We start from the raw sequence: 26279 nt of genomic DNA on the forward strand, positions 1-26279 counted from the left end.
GTTAACACTATGAAAGCATTACATTTTGGCGCAGGTAATATTGGTCGTGGCTTTATCGGTAAACTGCTGGCAGACGCGGGCATTACCCTGACATTCGCCGATGTGAATCAGGTGGTTCTGGATGCCCTGAATGCCCGTCATAGCTATCAGGTTCACGTGGTGGGTGAAAACGAACAGGTTGAAACGGTCTCTGGCGTCAACGCGGTAAGCAGCATTGGCGACGACGTGATTGACCTCATCGCGAGCGTTGATCTGGTCACCACCGCCGTGGGTCCGGTGGTGCTTGAGCGTATCGCCCCGGCGGTCGCGAAAGGCCTGGCGAAGCGTAAAGCACAGGGCGTTGAAACGCCGCTGAACATCATCGCCTGTGAAAACATGGTGCGCGGCACCACGCAGCTGAAAGGCCACGTTCTTGCGGCCGTCGCCGACGAAGATAAAGCCTGGGTTGAAGCGCACGTGGGTTTTGTGGATTCCGCCGTGGATCGCATCGTTCCGCCGTCAGCATCCGCCACCAACGACCCGCTGGAAGTGACCGTGGAAACCTTCAGCGAGTGGATCGTTGATAAAACCCAGTTTAAGGGCGCGCTGCCGACCATTCCGGGAATGGAATTAACCGATAACCTGATGGCATTTGTCGAACGTAAACTCTTCACGCTGAACACCGGGCATGCTATAACCGCGTACCTCGGAAAATTGGCCGGTCATCAGACGATTCGTGACGCGATCCTCGATGAGAACATCCGTGCGGTGGTCAAAGGGGCAATGGAAGAGAGCGGCGCGGTGCTGATCAAACGCTACGGTTTTGATGCTGATAAACACGCGGCATACATCCAGAAAATCCTCGGTCGTTTTGAAAACCCGTATCTGAAAGATGACGTTGAGCGCGTGGGTCGTCAGCCGCTGCGTAAACTAAGCGCGGGCGACCGCCTGATTAAACCGCTGCTGGGCACGCTGGAATACGGCCTGCCGCACGCTAACCTGGTGAAGGGCATCGCTGCCGCCATGCACTACCGCAGCGAGCAGGACCCGCAGGCGATTGAGCTGGCTCAGCTGATTGATGACAAAGGCGCGCAGGCTGCGCTGGCGCAGATCTCCGGTCTGGATGCCAACAGTGACGTAGTTGCGGAGGCGGTCAGCGCATACAACGCAACCAAATGATGCAGAGTCCGGCGCAGGTTAGCCTGCGCCCGAATAACAGATTGTCAGATATGCAGGCAATAATGGAACAAACCCAGGCCTTTGAAAATCGTGTGCTTGAGCGTCTGAATGCTGGCAAAACCGTACGGAGTTTCCTGATTGCCGCCGTCGAGCTGTTAACCGAGGCGGTGAACATTCTGGTGCTTCAGGTGTTTCGCAAAGACGACTACGCGGTAAAGTATGCTGTAGAACCGTTACTGGACGGAGACGGACCGCTGGGCGATTTATCGGTACGGCTGAAGCTGATTTACGGTCTTGGCGTGCTGAACCGCCAGGAGTATGAAGACGCCGAGCTGTTAATGGCGCTGCGCGAAGAGCTCAATCATGACGGTAATGAGTACACCTTTACCGATGATGAGATACTGGGGCCCTTCGGCGAACTGCACTGCGTATCCGCGCTCCCTCCCACACCTCAGTTTGATAACAGCGACCCTGATCTGTACGCGATGCAAAAGCTGCGTTATCAACAGGTTGTGCGCTCCACCATGGTGCTTTCCCTGACTGAGCTGATTTCTAAAATCAGCTTAAAAAAAGCGTTTCAGAAGTAAGCCCGCACACATTGGTGTATCCTTCCCTGTAAATTCCCCGTTTTCAGAGTTATTTGTCATGAAAGAAGTCGAAAAGAACGAAATTAAACGCCTGAGCGACCGTCTGGATCTGATCCGCCATCAGATGGCTGGCCTCTCCCTGGTCGATTCTGCCGAGAAATATGCCGAGCTGGAAAAAGAGTCCGTGAAGCTGGAGGCGGAAATTGAACGCCTGCGCGAAGTGAAAGGCCAGAAGCTGAGTAAAGAAGCGCAGAAGCTGATGAACATGCCGCATCGCCGCGCGATCACCAAAAAAGAGCAGGCCGACATGGGCAAGCTGAAGAAAAGCGTCCGTGGCCTGGTGGTGGTGCACCCGATGACTGAGCTTGGTCGCGAAATGGGCCTGAAAGAGATGACGGGTTTTTGTAAGACCGCGTTCTGATCGTCCTCCCCTGCCGCTGCGGCAGGGGAAACTCAGTTGTAAATCAGGTTAAACGTCGCCATCGCATCCGCTTTTCCCGCCGTCACGTTCTCTTCCGTCTGAAGGTAATGCGCATCAAACCAGAAGGTTTGCGTCTGGTTATCCCCCACTTGCCCAAATGCTGACACCTGTGGGGTGTTCCACGGTACCACCTGCCCCTGAACCGAACCGGTATTGTCACCGTAAAGCAGTTCGATCCCGACACCGCTGGCGCTATCCTCCTGCTTCGTCAACGCCAGCGCCCGATCGTTGCCCGGCGTGGTATCGCCAAAGAAACCCATCTTCACCGCCGTGTTATTTTCGCAGGTCACCGGAATGCTGAAGCGTCCGCCTCCGGCGCGGGAGCCTATGCCATGAAATTCACGCTGGCTCACGCTCCCCATGGGAACAAGAATGCTGCGAGAGCCCACTGAACAGCTGGTACGCCTGACGGTGAAGCTGGCGAGATGGATCTGTACCGGTGTCGCCACGTTGGTGGCGCTGGCTTGATTTTCTCCCGCCTGCAATATCAGCGATCCGACATTTTGCTCCTGGGAATTGGCGTTATCGTCAGGCATGGCGCTGGTCGTTGGAATTTTGTAAAACACCACCCAGAACTGCATTTTATACATTGAGGCGCTGGCAAAGGCGGGGTTTTGCGATGCGTCGCAAATGCGCCTGGACTCATTGCCATTCACCTGACTTGTGCCGTCAATATAGCGTACCGCATCGGCGCCGCAGTACTGCTGTTCCCGGAACCCCAGCGCATAGCCGATGCCGTCGATCTGAGTTTTATAGACGTGACGTGACGCGCCGTCTTCACCAACCACGGTGCCGACGGGGTTATCCACGTCGACAAAGCCGATACTACGCCAGGCATCATTCCCGCCATCACAGCTGTAGAAATCCGCCCCGGTAGACTGTATCGGCGCAGATATCGGCGTCCAGTCCGCCGTGCCGGGCGCATACCCTATGGCGTAGGGCACCTGAACGACCCACTGATCGCGCGTGGTGCGGCAAGATGAGGTCTGAGCATGGGCATGAAAACTCAGCATGCCAAAAAGCGAAAGAAGGCTCAGATAGAAAAACCAGTGAATAAAACGACGCATGATATTCCTCTAATGGCACTCAACGGATAGCGTGGCGATACCGGGGGCCATATGAGCTTTCCCCAGTCTGAAAGGTGTCTGGCATTGCTGCTGCTCCCCGTCCTGATACCAGCTGACGCGCAGGGTGCCGCGCTCTGGTACCCCGCTCAGGTAGGCCTGACCGCCGTCAGCGACCATGCTTCGGTTTGCAGAATGGCGGTTCTGCTCCACCACTTCAGCCTGCGCGCCAAACGGCAACGGTTCGCCGTGGTAGCGCAGGGAAAACAGAACGCGATAACCAATGTGGGTTTTGTAATTGGCCAGCACCACCGCGCCGCTGGTGGGAATGAGCGTCAGACCGCTCTGCTCAACGTCGACGTTCTCACCCAGCGTCGCCGTATCAAGGCTGACGGTATTTTTGCGATACGCCGAGAGCGTTGGCATGACCGCATAGCCGCGGCTGTCGGTATGGATCCCGTTGTAGCCCTCCGGCTCAACGTTCGCCGCGCCGGGCACGCGTAGCAGGGCGACGGTATCGCCCAGCGGCTGGCTAAGCGTGACGCCATACTGCGTGGCGATAACGCCTCCGGCGAGTCCGAGGCTCGCGTTGCTACCGCTTCGGCTGTGGTCATAACCGAGGCTGACGTTGCCGTAGCCACCGTTGTATTGCAGCGCCAGGCTGGTACTGCCGGCTTGTCCCTCGCTGGCCTTACTCTGCTGAACGCTGTAATTAAGGTTGCGATTCGCCAGCGCACTGCCGTTGAGTGACACCTGCTGCGTGGTCATCCCACGATTGTTGTGGTTGATGAAGTAACTGACCGAGCTGTCCGGTAACCAGTGACCAAGCGGAACATTGACGTTAAACGACACGGTACGATCGGGATGCTGCTCAAGCGCTGAGTCGGTGTAGTCATACCCCGCGCCCCAGGTAATGCCTCGCCAGCTGGTGTACCAGCCAATGTGGATGGTTTTATCCTGCCCGGACGTATGCCAGTAATCCTGCATCCATGCCGAGACGCTGAGGCTGCCGAACTGACCCAGCGTCTGTGAGAAGGTGACCTGCGAGCGGCTACGGCGATTATTGAGTTGCAGCTGTTGGCTGTCAGACTGATTCAGTTCACTGAATTCATAGTAATTGCGCGAGGCATAGCGATAACTCGCCAGGTTGAAGGCGGTGCCGGTAGCGCTGAAATCTTTCTGATACTGAATACGCCACGCCTGCCCCATCGCGCTTTTGCCATTGGGTAAACGGCTTTTTGCCAGCGTATCGTCAATGCCCAGCGAGCCAAATGCGCCAAACCCTCTGCCTACGCCAATTGCACCGGCCTGATAGTTGCTCGCCGTACGAAAACCGCCATACACCGTCATCCTGGAGAGCAGACCGTAGAAGAAAGCGCCTTCAACAAACTCAGGTGAACGCGCATCGCCGGAGCCGGAGTGAAATCGTCCGGCGTTGAGGCTGTATTTCAGGCTGCCCAGGCGTCGCATAAACGGCACCGCAGAATAGGGTTGGGTAAAGACGCGCGTTGAGCCGTCACTTTCCGTGACCGTCACCTGTAGATCGCCACTTTGTGCGCCGGGGAACAGATCGTTAATGATAAATGGCCCGGCGGCCACCCAGGTTTCATAGATCACATAGCCATTTTGCGAAACGGAGACTTTAGCGAAGCTGTGTGCGACGCCGCGGATGGTTGGTGCGAAGCCGCGCTGGCTGTCGGGCAACATGCTTTCGCTTGATGTAAGCTGTACCCCGCGAAACGCCACGCTATCGAAGACGTCGCCTGCGGTCCAGGCATCGCCGATCCGTAGCTGGCTGTTAAGACGGCGAATATCCCGGGTCAGCCAGCTACTTTGCGACTGAAAATGGTCGCCGCCCGCGTCGCTGTGGCTCCAGGCGGAGGTGTTGCGCAACCGCCACGCCCCCAGATTGATACCGTTACGCAGGCTTAGATAGCTGGATGTCGTGACGCCACGCTGATGATGTGCCTGGCCGCCCGACAGACTGTAATCAGTAAAGGCCGCCGGGATACCATCGTCCCACTGCGACTGCGGCACGTAGCCACGGCTGCGGTGTTTCATCGCCGCCTGCGGCAGGCTGAGAAAGAGACGCTGCTGGTTGAAATCATAGGAGGTTCGCGCTGCCGGAATGAAATCCGCGAGGTGCGTGAACGTTTCTCCCTCCCGCAACCGTGAGAATGCAGGAATGGCCCTGACATTTACCCCAAGCGCTTCCAGCAGCGATACGCTAAAAACGGGTTGCAGGCTGCCTTTCTCATTGACGAAGGTGATCTCCTGATGCCGCTCCTCGCGTCCGTTAATCTCCAGCGTCACGAGCCAGGTGCCTGGCATCTGCCCGCCCTTTTCAGAGAAATAGTGCAGATCCGCCGTTTTCTGTTCGGTAGAGGAAAGCTCCAGCGCGGCGGGATCAAAGTAATCCTCGGCCATCCCCGCGCGGCTGAAGCTAAGCAGCAACACCGAAAGCGGCGCGTAACGAAACAGGCGAAAAGACATGGTCTTAAAGAGGCTGGGTGTGGGTGGCGGTGATGGCACCAAAATCATTAATAGCCGACCAGCTTACGCCCCCGGAGGCGGACACAGGCCATTCGCGGATTTCGCCTGGACCGATCATGCCCGGCTGCTCAATTTTATGCCCGCCAACGGACAGTCGATAAAAAGAGACGTAGTATGGCGTCGGGTTGGCGGCCTTAAGCCCTTTTCCCGTCCGCGAAAACGTTATTTTCTGCCAGGCAGTGGCAGCGTCCCCTTTAAGGTTGTCCGGGCGGTAGAAAATTTTAAATTTCGATTTAACGTTAACTTGTAATTCGTTGCTGCTCTCTTTTGGCTTTGGCGCAATCGCTTTAATATCGAGCCAGAATACAGATTCACGATCTGTGGGCAGCGGAGCGCCGGTATATTGAATACGCAGCGTGTTGGTCTGCTCCGGATCAAGTCTGAACAGAGGTGGTGTGACAATAAATGGCGCAGCGTTATTTTTATCCTGCCCATCCCCTTCAACCCACGACTGAATAAGATAGGGAACCGCACTTTCCATATTAGAAACAGAAAATGCCACCTCCTTGCTGTGTTGTGGGTATACGATCCGTGTTCCCCCCATTACAACGCCAGCGGAAACTGACGCAGAACTAACCATTAATGCAGTGAGCATAATATACGATAAACGTTTCATCATTATTATCTCTGGAGGTGGCTGAGAGTGAAATCAGTTATAAACCATCAGGAAGTTGGAAACGGCATTGACGTCGCCCGCGTTAATTTCCGACCCGTCTTTGTCGAGAGAGGCATAAAACGTTAATTCAGCATTGCCTTCAGTATCCGGTGCGGTTGTTTCAGATACCGTACCCGGTTTAATCGCGGTGCTGCGATCGCTGTTATAAAGCTTCACGCCGACGCCCGTCGCCATACCTTCGCCTGGCGTAACCTGTAGCAGTGTGTCATTCACCGTATCTTTGGTTCCGTCAAACAGTACCGCAACCGATTCAACCGTCTCCGGGCAGTTCTCTACGTTGATTTTGAACTCACGCGGCGTCGTTTCGCTGTGATCGTCGAAGTAGCTTTTCGCCCACGCGCCGAGGTCTACCGTTTTGCTTTTTGACGCAGGGGTAATATCACAGGAAATAAGGGTGATTTTCCCGGTAAAGTTGATCACGCCGCCTGTGCTCTGCGAGCCAGCGCCTGTATCCAGGGAAGCATTAACACCAGAATCACTGCTTGCCAGTACTGATTGAGAAGATAACAGCAGCCCCGCCGCGGCAATCGCCAGCGCCACATTTTTGATTTTCATTTGGAACACTTTCCCCTCTGTAAATTAAACAGATATAGACTTGTTGTACCAGGTACAATAACCGCTATAAGGATTTAAAAACGCCACCAAAAGGGTTTTAGCAGAATGGGTGTCGCGACCTTATAGAATAAAGCAGGGTCCATCCCATGGTGATAATCCGTATATTTTCAGAAGGCCATACACAGATATCCTGCAACTGAGGAAATGACTTCTGGCCGAAAATAACACTGAATACGTTGTGGTTACTAATAAATTTAATGTCTTCTGTAACGTTGCTTCTGAATAAATAGTAAATCATATGCCTTTTAGCGTCTACGTATTGAAAAGCAGTACGCCGCGTCTGTAAACACTCTCGAATTAACACTCAGCTAACAAATTTAACCCCTTTCGATTGCCCTGATAATTATTAATTTGCTTTTAATACCGTAACTAAATTACAAGAGAGCCAACTGATCATTGTTTGATCAATTTATTTCAGAATATTATTAGCCAAAAAATGTCACTTCAGCAAAAAATTCTTGCCCTTTATCCTGAAAAATCACGGTTAAACAGGATATTTCTTTATCGATCAGCAATTGATCGTTTGTAATACACTGTTAAAATCTATATGTGAAATTTACCTTAATTAAAATTTTTTGCTACAGCTTAGATTTCGCATTTTTAACCAAAAAAAATTTTATTTATAGGAAATAAATCACTCTGCTCACATATATACAGCTTTTCAAAAACACAAATAAAGCAAACAAACCTCATTCAATTCACGTAATATTATCACCTCCCCATTTTATTCAACATCTTTTACGCGCCGTATCTGCTCAAAAGGCGAAAGTAATGCCCTCCACCTGACTACCGCTCCCAACGCACACGGTGAGTTGATTTTGCGATTTTGGTCCTACCAATCATGCGCAAAGCTATCCATCGTTCACAGTTTTGATGCTCCACTTCACAAAACCATTGCCGAATAGCAACACTTGGTTAACCATTTATTGCCATTAACCCTACATCACAATATTGGATGGACCACTTTTACACTAAGTGTGACGCTGAGATGAGCAGAGACTCACCCGACGAACACCTGTGTGGTCCTCAGGAGACCTGCATGAGCCTCTGGCAACAAAACTACGATCCGGCCGGGAATATCTGGCTGTCGAGCCTGATCGCATCGCTACCGATCCTGTTCTTCTTCTTTGCGCTGATAAAGCTCAAGCTGAAGGGCTACCTTGCCGCAACGTACACCGTTGCCATCGCCCTGCTGGTGGCGCTGTTCTTCTATAAAATGCCGGTCGATCGCGCGCTGGCCTCCGTGGTGTATGGTTTCTTCTACGGCCTGTGGCCGATTGCTTGGATCATCATCGCCGCCGTCTTTGTCTACAAAATCTCGGTCAAAACCGGGCAGTTCGACATTATTCGCTCGTCGATTCTCTCTATTACACCGGACCAGCGTTTACAGATGCTGATTGTCGGTTTCTCCTTCGGGGCGTTCCTTGAAGGGGCGGCAGGATTTGGCGCGCCGGTGGCGATCACCGCCGCTCTGCTGGTCGGGCTGGGCTTTAACCCGCTGTATGCCGCTGGCCTGTGCCTGATTGTGAACACCGCCCCGGTGGCGTTTGGCGCGATGGGCATTCCGATTCTGGTGGCGGGCCAGGTGACCGGGCTGGACAGCTTCGAGATCGGCCAGATGGTAGGTCGCCAGCTGCCGTTCCTGACCATTATCGTGCTGTTCTGGATCATGGCGATTATGGACGGCTGGCGCGGCGTGAAGGAGACCTGGCCTGCGGTGATGGTAGCGGGCGGTTCGTTCGCCATTGCCCAGTATCTCAGCTCCAACTTCCTCGGCCCGGAACTGCCGGACATCATCTCTTCCCTGGTGTCGCTGGTCTGTCTGACGCTGTTCCTGAAACGCTGGCAGCCGGTGCGCATCTTCCGCTTTGCTGACATGGGCGCATCGCACGTGGATCAGACGCTGGCGCGCACCGGCTATACCGCCGGACAGATTGTGCGCGCATGGTCACCGTTCCTGTTCCTGACCGCCACCGTGACGCTGTGGAGCATTCCGCCGTTTAAAGCACTGTTCGCCCCGGGCGGCGCGCTGTACGACATGGTGATTAATATCTCCGTGCCGTTCCTCGACAAAATGGTCGCCCGTATGCCGCCGGTGGTGCACGACGCCACGCCGTATGCGGCAGTGTTTAAGTTCGACTGGTTCTCAGCCACCGGCACGGCCATCCTGTTTGCCGCTATCCTTTCCGTAGTGTGGCTGCGCATGAAGCCTGCCGCCGCGGTGCAGACCTTTGCGGCGACGATAAAAGAGCTGATGCTGCCGATTTACTCCATCGGCATGGTGCTGGCGTTCGCGTTTATTTCGAACTACTCCGGCCTGTCGTCGACGCTGGCGTTAGCGCTGGCGCATACCGGCCACGCGTTTACCTTCTTCTCGCCGTTCCTCGGCTGGCTGGGGGTGTTCCTGACCGGTTCAGATACGTCATCTAACGCCCTGTTTGCCGCCCTACAGGCCACGGCTGCGCAGCAGATTGGCGTCTCGGACGTGCTGCTGGTCGCCGCGAACACCACCGGCGGCGTGACCGGGAAGATGATCTCGCCGCAGTCCATCGCCATTGCCTGTGCCGCGGTGGGGCTGGTAGGCAAAGAGTCGGATCTGTTCCGCTTTACCGTGAAACACAGCCTGATATTTACCTGCATGGTGGGCGTGATCACCACATTGCAGGCCTATGTCTTAACCTGGATGATTCCATGATAGTGATGCCCAGACGCCTGTCCGACGAGATTGCCACTCGCGTACGGGCGCTGATAGAAGAACAACAGCTGGAAGCGGGCATGAGATTGCCCGCCGAGCGTCAGCTTGCCGCTCAGCTTGGCGTGTCGCGCAACTCACTGCGCGAGGCGCTGGCGACGCTGGTTAGTGAAGGGGTGCTGCTGAGCCGTCGCGGCGGCGGCACCTTCGTGCGCTGGCAGCATGACGACTGGTCCGAACAAAACATCGTGCAGCCGCTGAAGACGCTGATGGAAAACGACCCGGACTACAGCTTCGACATCCTCGAAGCGCGTCACGCCATCGAAACCAGTACAGCGTGGCACGCGGCGATGCGGGCAACCGACGCCGACAAAGAGAAGCTCAAAGCCTGTTTTGAAGCCACGCAAAGCAGCGACCCGGACATCGCCTCCCAGGCGGATGTGCGGTTCCATCTGGCGATTGCCGAGGCCTCGCACAACGTGGTGCTGCTGCAAACCATGCGCGGGTTCTTCGACCTGCTGCAATCCTCCGTGAAGCAGAGCCGCCAGCGCATGTATCTGGTCCCGCCGGTGTTTGCTCAGCTGACCGAACAGCACGAGGCGGTGCTCAACGCCATTCTGGCCGGTGATGCCGAGGCCGCGCGCAAGGCGATGATGGCGCATCTCGGCTTCGTGCATACCACCATTAAACGATTCGATGAAGATCAGGCCCGACAGGCGCGTATTACCCGTCTGCCTGGCGAGAGTGATATTTCCAGGGAGAACAAAGCATGATTATTTCAGCAGCCAGTGATTATCGCGCCGCGGCGCAGCGCATTTTGCCCCCGTTCCTGTTCCACTACATTGACGGCGGGGCGTATGCCGAATACACCCTGCGCCGCAACGTGGAAGACCTGTCGGAGGTGGCCCTGCGCCAGCGCGTGCTGAAGAATATGTCTGACCTGAGCCTTGAGACGAAGCTGTTTAACGAAACGCTCTCCATGCCGGTAGCGCTCGCACCTGTCGGTTTATGCGGCATGTATGCCCGTCGCGGTGAAGTGCAGGCCGCCGCCGCCGCAGATGCCAAAGGCATTCCGTTTACCCTTTCCACCGTGTCCGTCTGCCCGATTGAAGAAGTCGCCCCGACCATCAAGCGCCCGATGTGGTTCCAGCTGTACGTCCTGCGCGATCGCGGTTTTATGCGCAACGCACTGGAGCGCGCCAAAGCGGCGGGCTGCTCAACGCTGGTCTTTACCGTCGACATGCCGACCCCCGGCGCGCGCTACCGCGACGCCCACTCCGGCATGAGCGGCCCTAACGCGGCCCTGCGCCGTTACTGGCAGGCGGTGACGCACCCGCAGTGGGCGTGGGATGTGGGCGTGAACGGCCGTCCGCACGATCTGGGCAATATTTCGGCCTACCTGGGTAAACCGACCGGGCTGGAAGATTACATCGGCTGGCTGGCGAACAATTTCGATCCATCTATCTCATGGAAAGACCTGGAGTGGATCCGCGAATTCTGGGACGGCCCGATGGTGATCAAAGGGATCCTCGACCCGGAAGATGCCCGCGACGCGGTACGTTTTGGCGCCGATGGGATCGTGGTCTCTAACCATGGTGGCCGCCAGCTTGACGGGGTGCTCTCCTCCGCCCGCGCCCTGCCGGCCATTGCCGATGCGGTGAAAGGCGATATTGCGATCCTGGCCGACAGCGGCATCCGTAACGGGCTGGACGTGGTGCGCATGATCGCCCTGGGCGCGGACAGCGTGCTGCTGGGCCGTGCTTACCTGTACGCGCTGGCCACCAGCGGCCAGGCGGGCGTGGCGAATCTGCTGAACCTGATCGAGAAAGAGATGAAGGTGGCGATGACGCTGACCGGTGCGAAAACAATCGGTGAAATCAGCAAAGACTCTCTGGTGCAGGAGCTCAGTAAGCTGCCTGCGGCGCTGGCCCCTCTTTCTCAGGGAAACGCGGCCTGATCTCCCCCGGTTAGCCTCCCCTTCTTCCGCGCCCGACTTCCCCCTCGGGCGCTTTTTTTGTCGAAAATAACACCTGCGTAACATTCTGGATAAGAAAATTTGACATCCACCTGCCGTCCGCAATTGTATAGACAAGCAAATACAAGAACACAAAAACAACATCAGATCGGAGTGGAGCGTATGGCGTATTCAGGTAAGGTGGATATTCAGCAGGTGATCGATGAAAGTCCTTTTTCAGGGTTTCACTGGCTTCTAATTGTGCTGGGCTTTCTGGTGCTGGCGATTGATGGGTTTGATACCGCAGCGATGGGTTACATTGCGCCTACGCTGTCGACGGAGTGGGGAATACATAAACAGGATCTGGGGCCGGTGCTGAGTGCGGCGCTGCTGGGGCTGTCGCTGGGTGCCCTGATTGCAGGTCCGGTATCGGACCGGATGGGACGCAAGCGCGTACTGGTCTTTTCGTGTCTGTTCTTCGGCCTGGCGAGCCTGGGCACGGCCTGGGCGCAAAGTCTGAATACCCTGACGCTATGGCGATTTCTGACAGGCCTCGGCCTCGGCGCTGCCATGCCTAACGCCATCACGCTGATCTCCGAGTTTGCCCCCCAGCGCTGCCGCGCCATGGCAATTAACACCATGTACTGCGGCTTCCCTCTGGGTGCGGCGGGCGGCGGAGCAATCTCGTCCTGGCTTATCCCTCACCATGGCTGGCGAAGCGTGCTGCTGACCGGCGCGATTGCGCCGCTGATTTTAACGGTGCTGCTGGCGCTGCTGTTGCCGGAGTCGGTGAAGTTTCTGGTGCAGCGCGGGAAAGACGTCGCCCAGGTTCGCCGCATCGCCAGCCGGTTCGCCCGCAGCACGCTGGATAGCGTCACGGGCTTTTTCCTCGCGGAGGAGAAAGTCGCGTCGAAAAAAGGCAGCGTGTCGCAGCTGTTTTCCATGCCCTGGCTGCCCGGCACCCTGATGCTGTGGGTCACCTATTTTATGGGGCTGGTGATTTATTACGTCCTGCTGAGCTGGATGCCAACGCTGATGCAGGGGATGGGATATGCGCTGGCGGAATCCGCCTGGCTTACCTCGCTGTTCACCTTCGGCGGCACCGCTGGCATTTTGCTCGCGGGCTGGATGATGGATCGCTGGGAAGCGCACAAGGTGGTCGCGTGTGGTTTCGTGCTGACGATGGGCCTGATTCTTTTACTCGGCATTGAGCATAACCATATCGCCCTGTTTGGCGGGTTAATTTTCCTGATGGGGATCGCGATGAACGGCGCGCAGTCGGGCATGCAGACCCTGGCCGCCACCTTTTACCCTACCGAGTGCCGTGCGACGGGTATCGCCTGGATGCAGGGGATCGGCCGCTTCGGCGGCGTAGCGGGCACCATGACCAGCGCCCAGCTTCTTTCCATGCAGTGGCAGGCGGACAGTATTTTAATGATCCTCAGCGTACCTGCTCTCGTGGCTGCGGCGGCAACCGTCTACAAAATGCTGTATAGCCGCGCGCAGGAGCCGAGCGTCGCCTAGTCCCTCTCTTTTCTGCTATTCTGCCCCCGCAATTAAGGGGGCAGCATGCTTAACATCGTCTTATTCGAACCAGAAATTCCGCCGAACACCGGCAATATTATCCGCCTGTGCGCCAACACCGGTTTTCGTCTGCACATCATTGAGCCGATGGGCTTTACGTGGGACGACAAACGTCTGCGCCGTGCGGGGCTGGACTACCATGAGTTTACCGCCGTCGTTCGTCATCACGATTACGCCGCGTTTCTGGGATCCGAAAAACCACAGCGCATGTTCGCCCTGACCACCAAAGGTACGCCAGCGCACAGCGCCGTACGCTATCAGGACGGGGATTATCTGATGTTTGGTCCGGAAACCCGCGGCCTGCCGGCCACCATTCTGGATGCCCTGCCCGCTGAGCAGAAAATTCGTATTCCGATGATGCCGGACAGCCGCAGCATGAACCTGTCGAATGCGGTGTCGGTGGTGGTGTATGAGGCGTGGCGCCAGCTGGGTTATCCCGGCGCGATATTGCGTAGCTAAAACAGTTCGGGTGGCTTACGCCACCCGATTCGTCGTGTTTAGCCTGCTACCGCGATACGTTTCATATCGGTCATGTAGCCACGCAGTTTCTGGCCCACTTTCTCGATTTCGTGGCTGCGAATCGCTTCGTTGACGTCACGCAGCTGCGCGTTATCAACCGCTCCTTCCGCAATCGCCTGGCCCAGATCGCCCGCTTGCAGGGTGGTCATGAACTCTTTCAGCAGCGGTACGCAGGCGTAAGAGAACAGATAGTTACCGTACTCGGCAGTATCGGAGATCACCACGTTCATCTCATACAGACGTTTACGGGCGATGGTGTTTGCGATCAGCGGCAGCTCGTGCAGCGATTCGTAGTACGCAGATTCTTCAATGATGCCCGAATCCACCATGGTTTCGAACGCCAGCTCAACGCCCGCTTTCACCATCGCGATCATCAGGACGCCTTTATCGAAGTACTCCTGCTCGGTGATCTTGCCGTCATACTGTGGTGCGGTTTCGAACGCGGTTTTACCGGTCTCTTCGCGCCAGGTCAGCAGTTTCTTATCGTCATTCGCCCAGTCCGCCATCATGCCGGAAGAGAACTCGCCGGAGATAATGTCGTCCATGTGTTTCTGGAACAGCGGTGCCATGATGGTTTTCAGCTGTTCAGACAGCGCGTAAGCACGCAGTTTTGCCGGGTTGGACAGACGGTCCATCATCAGCGTAATGCCGCCCTGCTTCAGCGCTTCGGTGATGGTTTCCCAGCCGAACTGAATCAGTTTTTCCGCGTATGCCGGATCGGTGCCTTCTTCCACCAGCTTGTCGAAGCACAGCAGAGAGCCGGCCTGGAGCATGCCGCACAGGATGGTCTGCTCGCCCATCAGGTCAGATTTCACTTCCGCAACGAAGGAAGATTCCAGCACGCCCGCACGATGGCCGCCAGTGGCCGCAGCCCAGGCTTTGGCAATCGCCATGCCTTCGCCTTTCGGATCGTTTTCCGGGTGAACGGCGATCAGCGTCGGTACGCCGAAGCCACGTTTGTACTCTTCGCGCACTTCGGTGCCCGGGCACTTCGGTGCCACCATCACCACGGTGATGTCTTTACGGATCTGCTCGCCCACTTCAACAATGTTGAAGCCGTGGGAGTAACCCAGCGCGGCGCCGTCTTTCATCAGCGGCTGTACGGAACGCACAACGTCAGAGTGCTGCTTGTCCGGCGTCAGGTTAACCACCAGATCCGCCTGCGGGATCAGCTCTTCGTAGGTGCCCACTTTGAAGCCGTTTTCGGTCGCTTTACGCCAGGAAGCACGCTTTTCGGCAATCGCTTCTTTACGCAGGGCGTAGGAGATATCCAGCCCGGAGTCACGCATGTTCAGGCCCTGGTTCAAACCCTGTGCGCCACAGCCGACAATGACCACTTTTTTACCCTGAAGGTAGCTCGCGCCATCAGCAAATTCATCGCGCGCCATGAAGCGGCATTTGCCCAGCTGCGCCAGCTGCTGGCGCAAGTTCAGTGTATTAAAGTAGTTAGCCATGGGTGATACCTCGTGATGTTGTGTGTCTTATTGTTCGGTTCGCGTTTCAGCGAGAATGTACCCACATTACAACAGGAAATTTATTGCGGAAATTGATATATTCACAACGTCACATTGCAATTTATGCAATGTAAAAAGAGGGAGTGGAATCGGTGGATTTACGCGATCTGAAAATGTTCCTGCACCTGGCGGAAAGCCGTCACTTTGGCCGTAGCGCCCGGGCGATGCACGTCAGCCCCTCCACGCTGTCGCGCCAGATCCAGCGCCTTGAGGAAGACCTCGGCCAGCCGCTGTTCGTGCGCGATAACCGCACCGTCACCCTCACGGAAGCAGGTGAAGAGCTGCGCATCTTTGCTCAGCAGACGTTATTACAGTATCAGCAGCTGCGGCACACCATCGACCAGCAGGGGCCGTCGCTTTCCGGCGAGCTGCATATTTTCTGTTCCGTGACTGCTGCCTACAGCCATCTTCCCCCCATTCTCGACCGCTTCCGCGCGGAACATCCGTCGGTTGAAATTAAGCTCACCACCGGCGATGCCGCCGACGCGATGGAAAAAGTGGTGACGGGCGAAGCGGATCTCGCCATTGCCGGGAAACCCGAAACGCTGCCGGGGGCGGTGGCGTTCTCGATGCTGGAGAATCTGGCGGTAGTGCTGATTGCCCCGGCGCTGCCCTGCCCGGTGCGCAACCAGGTTTCGGTGGAGAAACCGGACTGGTCCACGGTGCCGTTTATCATGGCCGATCAGGGGCCGGTGCGCCGCCGCATTGAGCTGTGGTTCCGCCGCCAGAAGATCAGTAACCCGTCGATTTACGCCACGGTCGGCGGCCATGAGGCGATGGTATCGATGGTGGCGCTCGGCTGCGGCGTAGCGCTGCTACCGGAAGTGGTGCTGGAAAACAGCCCAGAGCCGGTGCGCAATCGCGTGATGATACTGGAGCGCAGCGACGAGAAAACGCCGTTCGAGCTCGGCGTGTGCGCACAAAAAAAGCGGCTGCATGAGCCGCTTATTGATGCGTTCTGGACGATATTGCCGAACCACTAAAGCCGGGTGGCGCTGCGCTTACCCGGCCTACACGCAGTTCAAACCTTAGAACGTAGGCCTGATAAGCGCAGCGCCATCAGGCATTTTCCCGAACAACCTAACCCGCCAGGAAGAAACGGAACGCCGGGTTGTGGGTTTCGTCATGGCACTCATAGCCCAGCTCGTTCAGGCGCGTTTCGAAATCCGGCTCGTGCTCGCCCAGCTCGAACGCCGCCAGTACGCGGCCATAGTCGGTGCCGTGGCTGCGGTAGTGGAACAGAGAGATGTTCCAGTGCGTGCCCAACGTGTGCAGGAACTTGAGCAGCGCGCCCGGCGATTCCGGGAACTCGAAGCTGAACAGGCGTTCCTTCAGCGGCTTGGATGGACGGCCGCCGACCATGTAACGCACGTGCAGCTTCGCCATCTCGTCGTCGGAGAGATCGACCACGCTGTAACCGCCGTCATGCAGCAGGCTGAGGATCTCTTTGCGCTCCTCCACGCCACGGCTCAGACGCACGCCGACAAAAATGCACGCATCTTTGGCATCGGCAAAGCGGTAGTTGAACTCCGTTACCGAACGACCGCCCAGCAGCTGACAGAACTTCAGGAAGCTGCCCTTCTCTTCCGGAATGGTCACCGCCAGCAGCGCTTCACGCTGCTCACCCAGCTCACAGCGCTCGGAAACGTAGCGCAGACCGTGGAAGTTCACGTTGGCACCGGAAAGCACGTGCGCCAGACGCTCGCCGCGAATATTGTGCTGGGCGATGTATTTTTTCATTCCCGCCAGCGCCAGCGCGCCGGATGGTTCCGCCACCGCACGCACATCCTCGAAGAGATCTTTCATCGCCGCGCAGATAGCGTCGCTGTCGACGGTGACGATATCGTCGAGATACTCCTGGCACAGGCGGAACGTTTCGTCGCCAATGCGCTTCACCGCCACACCCTCGGCGAACAGCCCGACGCGCGGCAGGTCGACCGGATGTCCGGCGTCCAGCGCCGCCTTCAGGCAGGCAGAGTCTTCCGCTTCGACCGCAATCACTTTGATCTGCGGCATCAACTGTTTGATCAGCACCGCCACACCTGCGGCTAAGCCGCCGCCGCCCACCGGGACGAAAACGCGGTCGAGATGGGCATCCTGCTGCAACAGTTCCAGCGCCAGCGTACCCTGCCCGGCAATCACCATCGGGTGATCGAACGGCGGCACCCAGGTGAAGCCCTGCTGCTGCGCCAGCTCAATCGCTTTGGCTTTGGCTTCGTCAAAGTTAGCGCCGTGAAGCAGCACTTCTCCGCCGAACCCGCGCACCGCGTCGACCTTGATATCTGCGGTGGCGACCGGCATCACGATCAGCGCCTTCAGCCCCAGACGCGCCGAGGAGAACGCCACGCCCTGCGCGTGATTGCCCGCCGAGGCGGTAATCACCCCGCGCGCTTTCTGCTCGTCCGTCAGCCCGGCCATCATCGCGTAGGCGCCGCGCAGCTTAAAGCTGTGCACCGGCTGCCTGTCTTCACGCTTCACCAGAATGACGTTGTCGAGACGTGAAGAGAGTTTGTCCATTTTTTGCAGGGGCGTGACCTGCACCGCTTCATAGACCGGCGCGCGTAGCACCGCTCTCAGGTATTCCGCCCCCTCCGGGGCGGCGGATAAGGGTTGTGACTCGGCCATCATTAGCCCCCCAGTTTAGATTTATCGCGCACCGCGCCTTTATCTGCACTGGTGGCAAGACTCGCGTAAGCGCGCAGGGCGAAGGAGACTTCACGCTGACGATCTTTCGGCGTCCAGGCTTTGTCGCCGCGGGCTTCCTGCGCCTCACGACGGGCCGCAATCTCCTGGTCACTCAGCTTCAACTGAATGCCGCGGTTCGGAATGTCGATTTCGATCAGGTCGCCATCTTCGATGATCGCGATATTGCCGCCGCTTGCCGCTTCTGGCGAGACGTGACCAATGGAGAGGCCTGACGTGCCGCCAGAGAATCGACCATCGGTGATCAGCGCGCAGGCTTTGCCGAGGCCCATCGATTTCAGGAAGGTGGTCGGGTAGAGCATCTCCTGCATGCCGGGGCCGCCTTTCGGCCCTTCGTAGCGAATGACCACCACGTCGCCTTCCACCACTTTGCCGCCGAGGATAGCGTCTACCGCTTCGTCCTGGCTTTCATACACTTTTGCCGGGCCGGTAAATTTCAGGATGCTGTCGTCCACGCCTGCGGTTTTCACAATGCAGCCATTTTCCGCGAAGTTACCGTACAGCACGGCCAGACCGCCGTCTTTGCTGTAGGCATGTTCCAGCGAGCGAATGCAGCCTTCGGCGCGATCGTCATCCAGCGTGTCCCAGCGGCAATCCTGCGAGAACGCCTGGGTGGTACGGATGCCCGCCGGACCGGCGCGATACATGTTTTTCACCGCGTCGTCTTTGGTCAGCATCACGTCGTACTGCTCCAGCGACTCCGGCAGCGTCAGGCCGAGCACGTTTTTCACGTCGCGGTTCAGCAGCCCGGCACGATCCAGCTCGCCGAGAATACCAATCACGCCACCCGCACGGTGGACATCTTCCATGTGGTACTTCTGGGTACTCGGCGCGACTTTACACAGCTGCGGCACTTTGCGGGAGAGCTTGTCGATGTCGCTCATGGTGAAGTCGATTTCAGCTTCCTGCGCGGCGGCCAGCAGGTGGAGAACGGTGTTGGTGGAACCGCCCATGGCGATATCCAGCGTCATGGCGTTTTCGAACGCCGCTTTGCTGGCGATGTTACGCGGCAGCGCGCTGGCGTCGTCCTGCTCGTAGTAGCGTTTGGTCAGCTCAACGATGCGCTTACCGGCGTTAAGGAACAGCTGTTTACGATCGGCGTGGGTTGCCAGCAGCGAGCCGTTGCCCGGCTGAGAAAGGCCCAGCGCTTCGGTCAGGCAGTTCATGGAGTTGGCGGTGAACATCCCGGAACAGGAGCCGCAGGTCGGGCACGCGGAGCGTTCCACCTGGTCGCTCTGCTCGTCAGAGACTTTCGGGTCCGCGCCCTGGATCATCGCATCGACCAGGTCGAGCTTGATGATTTTGTCGGAGAGCTTGGTTTTCCCCGCTTCCATTGGGCCACCAGAGACGAAGATCACCGGAATGTTCAGGCGCAGGGAAGCCATCAGCATCCCCGGGGTGATTTTGTCGCAGTTGGAGATACAGACCATCGCATCGGCGCAGTGGGCATTAACCATGTACTCCACCGAGTCGGCGATCAGCTCGCGCGACGGCAGTGAATAGAGCATTCCCCCGTGGCCCATTGCGATACCGTCATCCACCGCAATGGTGTTGAACTCTTTCGCCACGCCGCCGGAGGCTTCGATTTGCTCGGCAACCAGCTTGCCGAGGTCGCGCAGGTGCACGTGGCCCGGTACAAACTGGGTGAAGGAGTTCACCACGGCGATAATTGGCTTGCCGAAATCGGCGTCGGTCATTCCGGTGGCGCGCCACAGTGCGCGGGCACCCGCCATATTACGGCCGTGGGTGGTGGTGGCTGAACGATACTTAGGCATGCTTTATTTACTCCCGTCTGACTATTTAATGGGACGGTGCGTGCCGTCCCAAATTTATATTTAGTGATTAACCTGATCCAACCAGCCGTATTTGTCTTCTGTTTCGCCGGTGAAGAGGCCGAAGAAGGCTTGCTGAATGCGTTTGGTGACCGGGCCACAGCGGCCTTCGCCCACCTGAATGCCATCGACGCTACGCACCGGCGTAATTTCAGCCGCGGTACCGGACATGAACACTTCATCAGCCAGGTACAGGGATTCGCGGGACAGTACCTGCTCGCGCACTTCGATACCCAGATCTTTTGCCAGCTTGATGATGGCGTCGCGGGTGATGCCCGGCAGCGCGGACGAAGTGAATGGCGGCGTAAACAGAATGCCGTCTTTCACTTCAAACAGGTTTTCACCCGCGCCTTCGGAGATATAGCCATTCACATCCAGCGCGATACCTTCCTGATAGCCGTGACGGCGCGCTTCGCTGCCGACCAGCAGTGAGGAAAGGTAGTTACCGCCCGCTTTAGCCGCAGTCGGGATAGTGTTTGGCGCCACGCGGTTCCAGGAAGAAACCATTGCGTCGATCCCCTGATCCAGCGCTTCCGCGCCCAGGTAGGCGCCCCACGGGAACGCAGCAATGATCACATCGGTGTTATAGCCAGCGGGCGGGTTGACGCCCATGCCAACATCACCCACGAAGACCAGCGGACGAATATAGGCGCTGGTCAGTTTGTTCTGGCGAATCACCTCGCGGCAGGCTTCCATCAGCTCATCAACGCTTTGGGAGACCGGGAAACGATAAATTTTGGCTGAGTCATGCAGACGCTGCATGTGTTCGCGATGGCGGAACACCACTGGCCCTTTGTGAGAGTCGTAGCAACGGATCCCTTCAAACACGGAGGTGCCGTAGTGCAGCGCGTGGGACATTACGTGAACTTTCGCGTCTTCCCAGCGAACCATCTCACCATTGAACCAAATGTAATCAGCTTTTTTTGTCGTCATTTTTTCGTCCTGTCACGCTTAAGCGCGGATTTGTTGTGATGTGGTTGTGCTCTGGCAGATGGCAACATGGGCAACGTCTACCAGTTTTGATAACTGACTAAACAGTAAGTCGACCGGCCGCGGGCTGGCAACGGTTAATTCGATACTGATGTTCTGCGCGTCGGTGGCCGTTTCCATATTCATAGAGCAAATCTGAAAGCCACGGTGGCGAACCACGCGCAATACGCGTTCTAACGTTTCCGGGTTGAAGCGAGCCTGCACGGCGACCTGATGTTGCATCATGATAATTTCTCCAGCATTTGTGAGTTACTGGCACCGGGCGGTACCAACGGCCAGACGTTCTCAAGCTCGTCGATTGAGACATGAAGCAGGTATGGCCCTTCGCTTGACAGCATGGTGTCGAGTGCCGCTTCAACCTGGTCTTTACGGGTGATGTGCTGGCCAGGAATGCCGAAGGCGCTGGCCAGGGTGAGGAAATCGGGGTTATCGGTCAGGGTCGTTTCGCTGTAACGCTCCTGGAAGAACAGCTGCTGCCACTGGCGAACCATGCCTAAACGCTGGTTATCGAGCAAGACGATCTTCAGCGGTAACTGCTTACGCTTCACGGTGCCGAGCTCCTGGACGTTCATCATGAAGGAGCCGTCACCGGAGATACAGATAACGGTATCGTTCGGGCGGGCAACCTGTGCGCCCACGGCAGCGGGCAGGCCGAAGCCCATCGTCCCTAACCCGCTCGAGGTGATAAAGTTCTCCGGGCGGGTGTAGGTCATGTGCTGGGCTGACCACATCTGATGCTGGCCGACATCCGTCGTTACCACGCTGTCTGCGGGTTTACGGTCTGACAGCTGTTTCAACAGCAGCGGCGCATAGATGGCGTCGCCTGGGTGATCGTAACGCCACGCGTGTTCAGTACGCATATCAGCGGTGTGCTGACGCCATGGGTTGATATCCAGCGGCTGCTCCAGCGCCGGTAACAGCGCGTTAAGATCGCCCTGCAACGCGACATGCGCCTGACGCAGTTTGTTCATCTCCGCCGGGTCGATGTCCATATGGATCACTTTGGCGTTCGGCGCGAAGGTATTCAGCTTGCCGGTAACGCGGTCGTCAAAACGTGCGCCGACGGCGATAAGCAAGTCGCATTCCTGCACCGCCAGGTTTGCCGCTTTGGTACCATGCATCCCCAGCATGCCGAGGTAGTACGGGTAATCTGCCTCTACCGCACCGAGACCTTTCAGCGTGCAGGTGGCGGGCATTTGCGTGGTCGCAATGAACGCGCGAAGCGCCGGAACAGCCTGCGCCATGCCCACGCCGCCGCCTACGTACAGCATCGGTTGTTTGGCCTGCGCCATCATCTGACGCGCCTCTTCCACCTCTGCATGCGGGTACGCATTATCGCTTTCCACGGTAGAGAAATGCGGCTCCAGATCGCCGAGTGCAACCTGGATATCTTTCGGGATATCAACCAGAACCGGGCCAGGACGGCCAGAGCTGGCAACCTCGAACGCTTCGGCCATCACCCGCGGCAGCTCTTCGAGAGACTGAACGAGGAAGCTGTGTTTGGTGCAGGCCAGCGATAAACCGAGCACATCCACTTCCTGGAAGGCATCGGTGCCGATGAACGGAGAGGCCACCTGGCCGGTGATCGCCACCACGGGTACGGAATCGAGCAGCGCGTCAGCCAGGCCGGTGATCAGGTTCGTTGCGCCCGGACCGGAGGTGGCCATACAGACGCCGGTTTTACCGGTCGCACGGGCATAACCGATGGCGGCCATCGCTGCGCCCTGCTCGTGTCGGCACAACAGGTGTTCCACGCCGCCGTCATACAGTGCATCGTAAATCGGCATAATTGCGCCACCCGGATAACCGAATACGGTTTCGACTCCCTGCGCGCGCAACGCATGTACTACCCATTGTGCCCCATTCATAGTTAGTTCCCCGTCATAAATCTGGAGAAACAGAATTTTGTGCTAGTCGTCATTCTCTGCTCCTCATTTAAGTTTTTTAGTCATAAAAAAACCCCCGGACCTTTCGGTGCGGGGGTCTTAGTTCGTTAAGGCTTGATTTCTAAGCCTTTCCTCGTCCAAGTGCAGCCCCGCACGGTGGGATAATAATCACCACCACGCTAATCACGACCAGGCTAATCACTCGTAGAAGGGCTGTCATTTTCAGTTCTTTTTGCATCTTGTTCGAAGGAATACCTAAAGAGTTACCACAGATATTTCATCTGACACAAGATTTTTTTATGACCTATATCTGTAGCATGCGAACTATTTCTTTCAAAATCGTTGTTTTATATAGGGAAAAAATAGAAATGAAGATTTTTCATTTTTTTGTCCTGCTTCATCCGGCAAGGCGCGCATGATTTCTTTTCTGCGAGGCCGATTCCACCGACATGTAAGGATTACATTTTGCCGCTAAAAGGCTGGAACGAGCGCCGTAATTCAGTGAATTAGTGCTAAACAGGAAAAAATGATGCTGGCATAGTCACCGCCAAGGAGGGCTTATGTCACTGTCAGTTGTTTATACACGCGCGGCCATCGGCGTGAAGGCACCGCTTATTTCTGTAGAGGTTCATTTAAGTAATGGACTGCCCGGACTGACGCTGGTCGGCTTACCAGAAACGACCGTTAAAGAGGCGAGGGATCGCGTGCGCAGCGCAATTATTAATAGCGGTTATGCTTTTCCGGCGAAGAAGATCACCATTAACCTTGCGCCCGCCGATTTGCCAAAGGAGGGAGGGCGATATGATTTACCTATTGCTATAGCGCTTCTCGCGGCTTCTGAACAGCTCAATACGCCAGGGCTAAGCTCGTGTGAGTTCGTGGGTGAATTAGCGCTTACAGGCGCGTTAAGAGGCGTTCCCGGAGCAATCTCGGGTGCGCTTGAAGCCATACGCGCGGGAAGACAAATCATTGTGGCCAATGAAAATGCCTCTGAAGTAAGCCTTATCGCCGAAAAGGGGTGTCTTGTCGCAGGACATTTGCAAGAGGTTTGCGCCTGGCTGGAAGGCCGACACGAGCTTGCCGAGCCGCAGGAGAATGACGAGGTGGCGCCAGCTTCGCCCGAAGATCTCAGCGATATTATGGGTCAGGAACAGGGTAAGCGGGCGTTAGAGATAACGGCCGCGGGTGGGCATAACCTGTTACTGATAGGTCCGCCAGGCACGGGGAAAACGATGCTGGCGAGCAGATTGAGCGGCCTGTTGCCACCCCTCAATAATCATGAAGCGCTGGAAAGCGCCGCGATATTTAGCCTGGTCAGTTCTACGTCGCTGCATAAACAGTGGCGCCGCCGTCCTTTCCGCTCTCCACACCACAGTGCGTCTCTTACCGCGATGGTGGGCGGGGGTTCGATCCCCGGACCGGGTGAAATCTCACTGGCGCACAACGGCATTTTGTTTCTGGATGAATTGCCAGAGTTTGAACGCCGCGTGCTGGATGCATTGCGGGAGCCGATTGAATCCGGCGAAATCCATTTGTCTCGTACACGGGCCAAAATAAGCTACCCTGCGCAGTTTCAGCTAGTCGCGGCGATGAACCCTAGCCCTACGGGTCATTATCAGGGCAATCATAACCGCTGTACGCCGGAGCAGACGCTGCGCTATCTGAGTAAGCTGTCTGGCCCCTTTCTCGACCGTTTTGATTTATCTCTCGAGATCCCCCTGCCCCCGCCCGGTCTGCTGAGGCAAACCGGTATTAGGGGCGAAAGCTCAGCAACTGTGCGTGAACGGGTTATTGCGGCGCAGGCGCGGCAGTATGCTCGTCAGAACAGGCTGAATGCCCGGCTGGATAACAGCGGGATCCGACAGTTTTGTTCTCTTAACGCTGAAGATGCAGGCTGGCTGGAAGATACACTGACGCGGTTTGGGCTATCCATTCGCGCGTGGCAGCGTTTGTTGAAAGTAGCGCGCACGGTCGCCGACGTGGAGGGCTGCTCCGGAATAGAGAGGCGGCATTTGCAGGAGGCATTAAGTTACCGAGCGATCGATCGGCTGCTGTTGCATCTGCAAAAAATGCTGGCGTAAAAAAAGGGGCCGTAGCCCCTTCTCTTCTTAATCGTCAGACTCGGTGTAGTCTTCTGCACCTTCCATCTGCGGCTTACCGCCAGACAGCGTATGGAAACGCTTAGGACGCTTAATGCGAGCCATATACTTGATCCATACACGTTCTGCATCAGACTGCGGCTCACGCTCACCACGGCAAACAGAGACAAACTGTTTTTCATCTTCGGTTGCCGGTTCACGTTTACCCAGATCCAGCTCGTTAAAGGCATAACCATGGCGCTCAAGAAGTTGAGCTTCTTTGATAGTGAAATCGCCGTGACGAGAGAACCCGCGCGGGTAATGTTTATTGTCGAAAAAACGATTAGTCGTCGTAAAGCTTTCCGCCATCCTACACGCTCCTAATTCTTTGGCCGAGCTATTTATGGCGCGGAGTATTAGTTACGCTTGACAGAGTGTAAAACAAAACATTTAAATCATAACGACAAATAATTTTGTGGAGAAAGATGTGGATACGGAATTGCTAAAAACTTTCCTCGAAGTGAGCAGAACGCGACACTTTGGGCGAGCAGCTGAAGCCCTCTACCTGACGCAGTCAGCAGTCAGTTTTCGTATTCGACAGCTGGAAAATCAACTGGGTGTGAACCTTTTTACCCGCCATCGCAACAATATTCGTTTAACTCCGGCTGGTGAAAAGTTGTTGCCTTATGCAGAAACCCTGATGAATACCTGGCAGGCAGCGCGAAAGGAGGTTGCGCACACCTCCCGGCATAATGAATTCTCGATCGGTGCCAGCGCATCGCTATGGGAATGCATGCTCAGCCAATGGCTTATGCGGCTATATCGCACACACAACCATCTGCAATTTGAGGCGAGGATTGCGCAACGTCAGTCGCTGGTTAAGCAACTCCACGAGCGGCAGCTTGATCTGCTGATCACCACAGAAGCACCCAAGATGGACGAATTTAGCAGCCAGATTGTTGGACAATTTAGCCTGGCGCTCTATGCATCGGAGCCTGCAATGATGAAGGCCAACCTGAATTATTTACGCCTGGAATGGGGGCCTGATTTTCAGCAGCACGAGACGGGGTTAATTGCCAGCGATGATATCCCGCAGCTCACGACAAGCTCAGCGGAGATCGCATGCCAGCATCTTCCCGCATTGAAAGGCTGTACCTGGTTACCTGTTCGCTGGGCGGATAATAAACCCGCACTCCATGTTGTCACCGATTCGACAACGCTCTCCAGGCCGCTGTATGCCATTTGGCTGCAAAACAGCGATAAGCAGTCACAGATAAAAGATCTGTTAAAAACCAGCATACTGGATTAACGCAACAGCCTGCGGAAACGCAGGCTGCTTATTCTTCAGGAAGGTGTTGAGCTGTTTTGCAGGCAAAAAAAATCCTTTGCCGAA

At 56.4% G+C, this 26279-nt stretch carries 24 protein-coding genes; 11 read left to right on the forward strand and 13 right to left on the reverse strand.

Annotated elements, in window-relative coordinates:
- The first annotated feature begins 9 nt into the window (after window positions 1-9).
- Genes mtlD through ACQG0T_RS22370 form a run of 3 tightly spaced genes read left to right on the forward strand, consistent with a single transcriptional unit; the run spans window position 10 to window position 2166 of the window.
- A complete protein-coding gene (mtlD, locus tag ACQG0T_RS22360) occupies window positions 10-1158 on the forward strand; it encodes a mannitol-1-phosphate 5-dehydrogenase (protein WP_017382581.1) in 1149 nt (382 codons plus the stop codon).
- The gene (gene mtlR, locus ACQG0T_RS22365) at window positions 1155-1745 is read left to right on the forward strand and encodes a mannitol operon repressor MtlR (RefSeq protein ID WP_017382580.1); all 591 of its coding nucleotides are present in this window, start codon (window positions 1155-1157) and stop codon (window positions 1743-1745) included. The genes mtlD and mtlR overlap by 4 nt, the downstream gene beginning before the upstream one ends.
- Window positions 1746-1803: 58 nt before the next feature.
- Window positions 1804-2166 carry a YibL family ribosome-associated protein gene (locus ACQG0T_RS22370; RefSeq protein WP_015572767.1) on the forward strand — a complete coding sequence of 121 codons (363 nt, stop codon included), beginning with the start codon at window positions 1804-1806 and terminating at the stop codon, window positions 2164-2166.
- 32 nt (window positions 2167-2198) lie between these two features.
- Here the strand turns inward: ACQG0T_RS22370 and ACQG0T_RS22375 are convergent, their stop codons facing one another.
- Genes ACQG0T_RS22375 through ACQG0T_RS22390 form a run of 4 tightly spaced genes read right to left on the reverse strand, consistent with a single transcriptional unit; the run spans window position 2199 to window position 7074 of the window.
- A complete protein-coding gene (locus tag ACQG0T_RS22375) occupies window positions 2199-3293 on the reverse strand; it encodes a fimbrial protein (protein WP_015572768.1) in 1095 nt (364 codons plus the stop codon).
- A gap of 9 nt (window positions 3294-3302) precedes the next feature.
- A complete protein-coding gene (locus ACQG0T_RS22380) occupies window positions 3303-5783 on the reverse strand; it encodes a fimbria/pilus outer membrane usher protein (RefSeq protein WP_032103929.1) in 2481 nt (826 codons plus the stop codon).
- A gap of 4 nt (window positions 5784-5787) precedes the next feature.
- Window positions 5788-6462 carry a fimbrial biogenesis chaperone gene (locus ACQG0T_RS22385; RefSeq protein ID WP_023295610.1) on the reverse strand — a complete coding sequence of 225 codons (675 nt, stop codon included), beginning with the start codon at window positions 6460-6462 and terminating at the stop codon, window positions 5788-5790.
- A 30-nt stretch (window positions 6463-6492) separates the two neighbouring features.
- Window positions 6493-7074 carry a fimbrial protein gene (locus ACQG0T_RS22390; RefSeq protein ID WP_110871357.1) on the reverse strand — a complete coding sequence of 194 codons (582 nt, stop codon included), beginning with the start codon at window positions 7072-7074 and terminating at the stop codon, window positions 6493-6495.
- 1099 nt (window positions 7075-8173) lie between these two features.
- Here ACQG0T_RS22390 and lldP point away from each other — a divergent pair.
- The 5 genes from lldP (at window position 8174) to trmL (ending at window position 13823) form a co-directional block, all read left to right on the forward strand.
- Window positions 8174-9829: an L-lactate permease gene (lldP, locus tag ACQG0T_RS22395; protein WP_003860175.1), complete on the forward strand. Its 1656-nt coding sequence runs from the start codon at window positions 8174-8176 to the stop codon at window positions 9827-9829.
- Window positions 9826-10599, forward strand: coding sequence for a transcriptional regulator LldR (gene lldR, locus ACQG0T_RS22400; RefSeq protein WP_006808630.1), 774 nt, complete (start codon window positions 9826-9828; stop codon window positions 10597-10599). The genes lldP and lldR overlap by 4 nt, the downstream gene beginning before the upstream one ends.
- Window positions 10596-11783 (forward strand): FMN-dependent L-lactate dehydrogenase LldD, encoded by a 1188-nt coding sequence (lldD, locus tag ACQG0T_RS22405; protein ID WP_015572772.1) that lies wholly within the window; start codon window positions 10596-10598, stop codon window positions 11781-11783. The genes lldR and lldD overlap by 4 nt, the downstream gene beginning before the upstream one ends.
- A 180-nt stretch (window positions 11784-11963) precedes the next feature.
- Window positions 11964-13304 (forward strand): MFS transporter, encoded by a 1341-nt coding sequence (locus ACQG0T_RS22410; protein WP_214586816.1) that lies wholly within the window; start codon window positions 11964-11966, stop codon window positions 13302-13304.
- Window positions 13305-13349: 45 nt separating this feature from the next.
- Window positions 13350-13823 carry a tRNA (uridine(34)/cytosine(34)/5-carboxymethylaminomethyluridine(34)-2'-O)-methyltransferase TrmL gene (trmL, locus tag ACQG0T_RS22415; protein WP_017693778.1) on the forward strand — a complete coding sequence of 158 codons (474 nt, stop codon included), beginning with the start codon at window positions 13350-13352 and terminating at the stop codon, window positions 13821-13823.
- A gap of 38 nt (window positions 13824-13861) precedes the next feature.
- Here trmL and ilvC read toward each other — a convergent pair whose 3' ends face one another.
- Window positions 13862-15337 (reverse strand): ketol-acid reductoisomerase, encoded by a 1476-nt coding sequence (gene ilvC, locus ACQG0T_RS22420; RefSeq protein ID WP_023295615.1) that lies wholly within the window; start codon window positions 15335-15337, stop codon window positions 13862-13864.
- A 152-nt stretch (window positions 15338-15489) separates the two neighbouring features.
- On the opposite strand from ilvC, the gene ilvY reads away from it, so the two are divergent.
- Window positions 15490-16380: an HTH-type transcriptional activator IlvY gene (gene ilvY / locus ACQG0T_RS22425; RefSeq protein ID WP_017693777.1), complete on the forward strand. Its 891-nt coding sequence runs from the start codon at window positions 15490-15492 to the stop codon at window positions 16378-16380.
- A 97-nt stretch (window positions 16381-16477) separates the two neighbouring features.
- On the opposite strand, the gene ilvA is transcribed toward ilvY, so the two are convergent.
- The 7 genes from ilvA to ilvL form a co-directional block, all read right to left on the reverse strand.
- The gene (gene ilvA / locus ACQG0T_RS22430; RefSeq protein ID WP_026094330.1) at window positions 16478-18022 is read right to left on the reverse strand and encodes a threonine ammonia-lyase, biosynthetic; all 1545 of its coding nucleotides are present in this window, start codon (window positions 18020-18022) and stop codon (window positions 16478-16480) included.
- A 2-nt stretch (window positions 18023-18024) separates the two neighbouring features.
- Window positions 18025-19875 carry a dihydroxy-acid dehydratase gene (gene ilvD / locus ACQG0T_RS22435; protein WP_008501574.1) on the reverse strand — a complete coding sequence of 617 codons (1851 nt, stop codon included), beginning with the start codon at window positions 19873-19875 and terminating at the stop codon, window positions 18025-18027.
- A 60-nt stretch (window positions 19876-19935) separates the two neighbouring features.
- On the reverse strand, window positions 19936-20865 hold the full coding sequence (gene ilvE, locus ACQG0T_RS22440) for a branched-chain-amino-acid transaminase (protein WP_003860182.1): 930 nt from the start codon (window positions 20863-20865) through the stop codon (window positions 19936-19938).
- A gap of 18 nt (window positions 20866-20883) precedes the next feature.
- Window positions 20884-21147 carry an acetolactate synthase 2 small subunit gene (gene ilvM, locus ACQG0T_RS22445; RefSeq protein WP_003860184.1) on the reverse strand — a complete coding sequence of 88 codons (264 nt, stop codon included), beginning with the start codon at window positions 21145-21147 and terminating at the stop codon, window positions 20884-20886.
- A complete protein-coding gene (ilvG, locus tag ACQG0T_RS22450; protein WP_023295616.1) occupies window positions 21144-22790 on the reverse strand; it encodes an acetolactate synthase 2 catalytic subunit in 1647 nt (548 codons plus the stop codon). The genes ilvM and ilvG overlap by 4 nt, the downstream gene beginning before the upstream one ends.
- A 2-nt stretch (window positions 22791-22792) precedes the next feature.
- Window positions 22793-22843: a peptide IlvX gene (ilvX, locus tag ACQG0T_RS22455; RefSeq protein WP_166792073.1), complete on the reverse strand. Its 51-nt coding sequence runs from the start codon at window positions 22841-22843 to the stop codon at window positions 22793-22795.
- An 86-nt stretch (window positions 22844-22929) separates the two neighbouring features.
- Entirely contained in the window at window positions 22930-23028 is a 99-nt protein-coding gene (gene ilvL / locus ACQG0T_RS22460; protein WP_001311244.1) for an ilv operon leader peptide, read from the reverse strand.
- Window positions 23029-23368: 340 nt separating this feature from the next.
- Between ilvL and ACQG0T_RS22465 the strand changes: the two genes are divergently transcribed.
- Complete coding sequence (locus ACQG0T_RS22465) at window positions 23369-24889, forward strand: YifB family Mg chelatase-like AAA ATPase (RefSeq protein WP_023295617.1); 1521 nt, start codon at window positions 23369-23371, stop codon at window positions 24887-24889.
- 27 nt (window positions 24890-24916) lie between these two features.
- Here ACQG0T_RS22465 and ACQG0T_RS22470 read toward each other — a convergent pair whose 3' ends face one another.
- Window positions 24917-25255, reverse strand: a complete 339-nt coding sequence (locus ACQG0T_RS22470) for a DUF413 domain-containing protein (RefSeq protein WP_006808641.1) — start codon at window positions 25253-25255, stop codon at window positions 24917-24919.
- A gap of 106 nt (window positions 25256-25361) precedes the next feature.
- Here ACQG0T_RS22470 and hdfR point away from each other — a divergent pair, with 106 nt between their 5' ends.
- Window positions 25362-26195 (forward strand): HTH-type transcriptional regulator HdfR, encoded by an 834-nt coding sequence (gene hdfR / locus ACQG0T_RS22475; RefSeq protein ID WP_195758490.1) that lies wholly within the window; start codon window positions 25362-25364, stop codon window positions 26193-26195.
- The last annotated feature ends 84 nt before the right edge of the window (window positions 26196-26279 follow it).

Source organism: Enterobacter cloacae complex sp. 302F9 (assembly GCF_050030335.1).
Lineage (GTDB): Bacteria > Pseudomonadota > Gammaproteobacteria > Enterobacterales > Enterobacteriaceae > Enterobacter > Enterobacter hormaechei_C.

Coding starts and splice junctions, on each gene's coding strand:
- ilvA (WP_026094330.1), bottom strand. CDS start 18,022: ATGGCCGAGTCACAACCCTTATCCGCCGCCCCGGAGGGGGCGGAATAC.
- ilvC (WP_023295615.1), bottom strand. CDS start 15,337: ATGGCTAACTACTTTAATACACTGAACTTGCGCCAGCAGCTGGCGCAG.
- ACQG0T_RS22470 (WP_006808641.1), bottom strand. CDS start 25,255: ATGGCGGAAAGCTTTACGACGACTAATCGTTTTTTCGACAATAAACAT.
- ACQG0T_RS22375 (WP_015572768.1), bottom strand. CDS start 3,293: ATGCGTCGTTTTATTCACTGGTTTTTCTATCTGAGCCTTCTTTCGCTT.
- ACQG0T_RS22465 (WP_023295617.1), top strand. CDS start 23,369: ATGTCACTGTCAGTTGTTTATACACGCGCGGCCATCGGCGTGAAGGCA.
- ilvE (WP_003860182.1), bottom strand. CDS start 20,865: ATGACGACAAAAAAAGCTGATTACATTTGGTTCAATGGTGAGATGGTT.
- ilvM (WP_003860184.1), bottom strand. CDS start 21,147: ATGATGCAACATCAGGTCGCCGTGCAGGCTCGCTTCAACCCGGAAACG.
- mtlR (WP_017382580.1), top strand. CDS start 1,155: ATGATGCAGAGTCCGGCGCAGGTTAGCCTGCGCCCGAATAACAGATTG.
- lldD (WP_015572772.1), top strand. CDS start 10,596: ATGATTATTTCAGCAGCCAGTGATTATCGCGCCGCGGCGCAGCGCATT.
- ACQG0T_RS22410 (WP_214586816.1), top strand. CDS start 11,964: ATGGCGTATTCAGGTAAGGTGGATATTCAGCAGGTGATCGATGAAAGT.
- ACQG0T_RS22385 (WP_023295610.1), bottom strand. CDS start 6,462: ATGATGAAACGTTTATCGTATATTATGCTCACTGCATTAATGGTTAGT.
- ACQG0T_RS22380 (WP_032103929.1), bottom strand. CDS start 5,783: ATGTCTTTTCGCCTGTTTCGTTACGCGCCGCTTTCGGTGTTGCTGCTT.
- ilvL (WP_001311244.1), bottom strand. CDS start 23,028: ATGACAGCCCTTCTACGAGTGATTAGCCTGGTCGTGATTAGCGTGGTG.
- ilvG (WP_023295616.1), bottom strand. CDS start 22,790: ATGAATGGGGCACAATGGGTAGTACATGCGTTGCGCGCGCAGGGAGTC.
- ilvD (WP_008501574.1), bottom strand. CDS start 19,875: ATGCCTAAGTATCGTTCAGCCACCACCACCCACGGCCGTAATATGGCG.
- mtlD (WP_017382581.1), top strand. CDS start 10: ATGAAAGCATTACATTTTGGCGCAGGTAATATTGGTCGTGGCTTTATC.
- lldP (WP_003860175.1), top strand. CDS start 8,174: ATGAGCCTCTGGCAACAAAACTACGATCCGGCCGGGAATATCTGGCTG.
- ACQG0T_RS22370 (WP_015572767.1), top strand. CDS start 1,804: ATGAAAGAAGTCGAAAAGAACGAAATTAAACGCCTGAGCGACCGTCTG.
- ACQG0T_RS22390 (WP_110871357.1), bottom strand. CDS start 7,074: ATGAAAATCAAAAATGTGGCGCTGGCGATTGCCGCGGCGGGGCTGCTG.
- lldR (WP_006808630.1), top strand. CDS start 9,826: ATGATAGTGATGCCCAGACGCCTGTCCGACGAGATTGCCACTCGCGTA.
- trmL (WP_017693778.1), top strand. CDS start 13,350: ATGCTTAACATCGTCTTATTCGAACCAGAAATTCCGCCGAACACCGGC.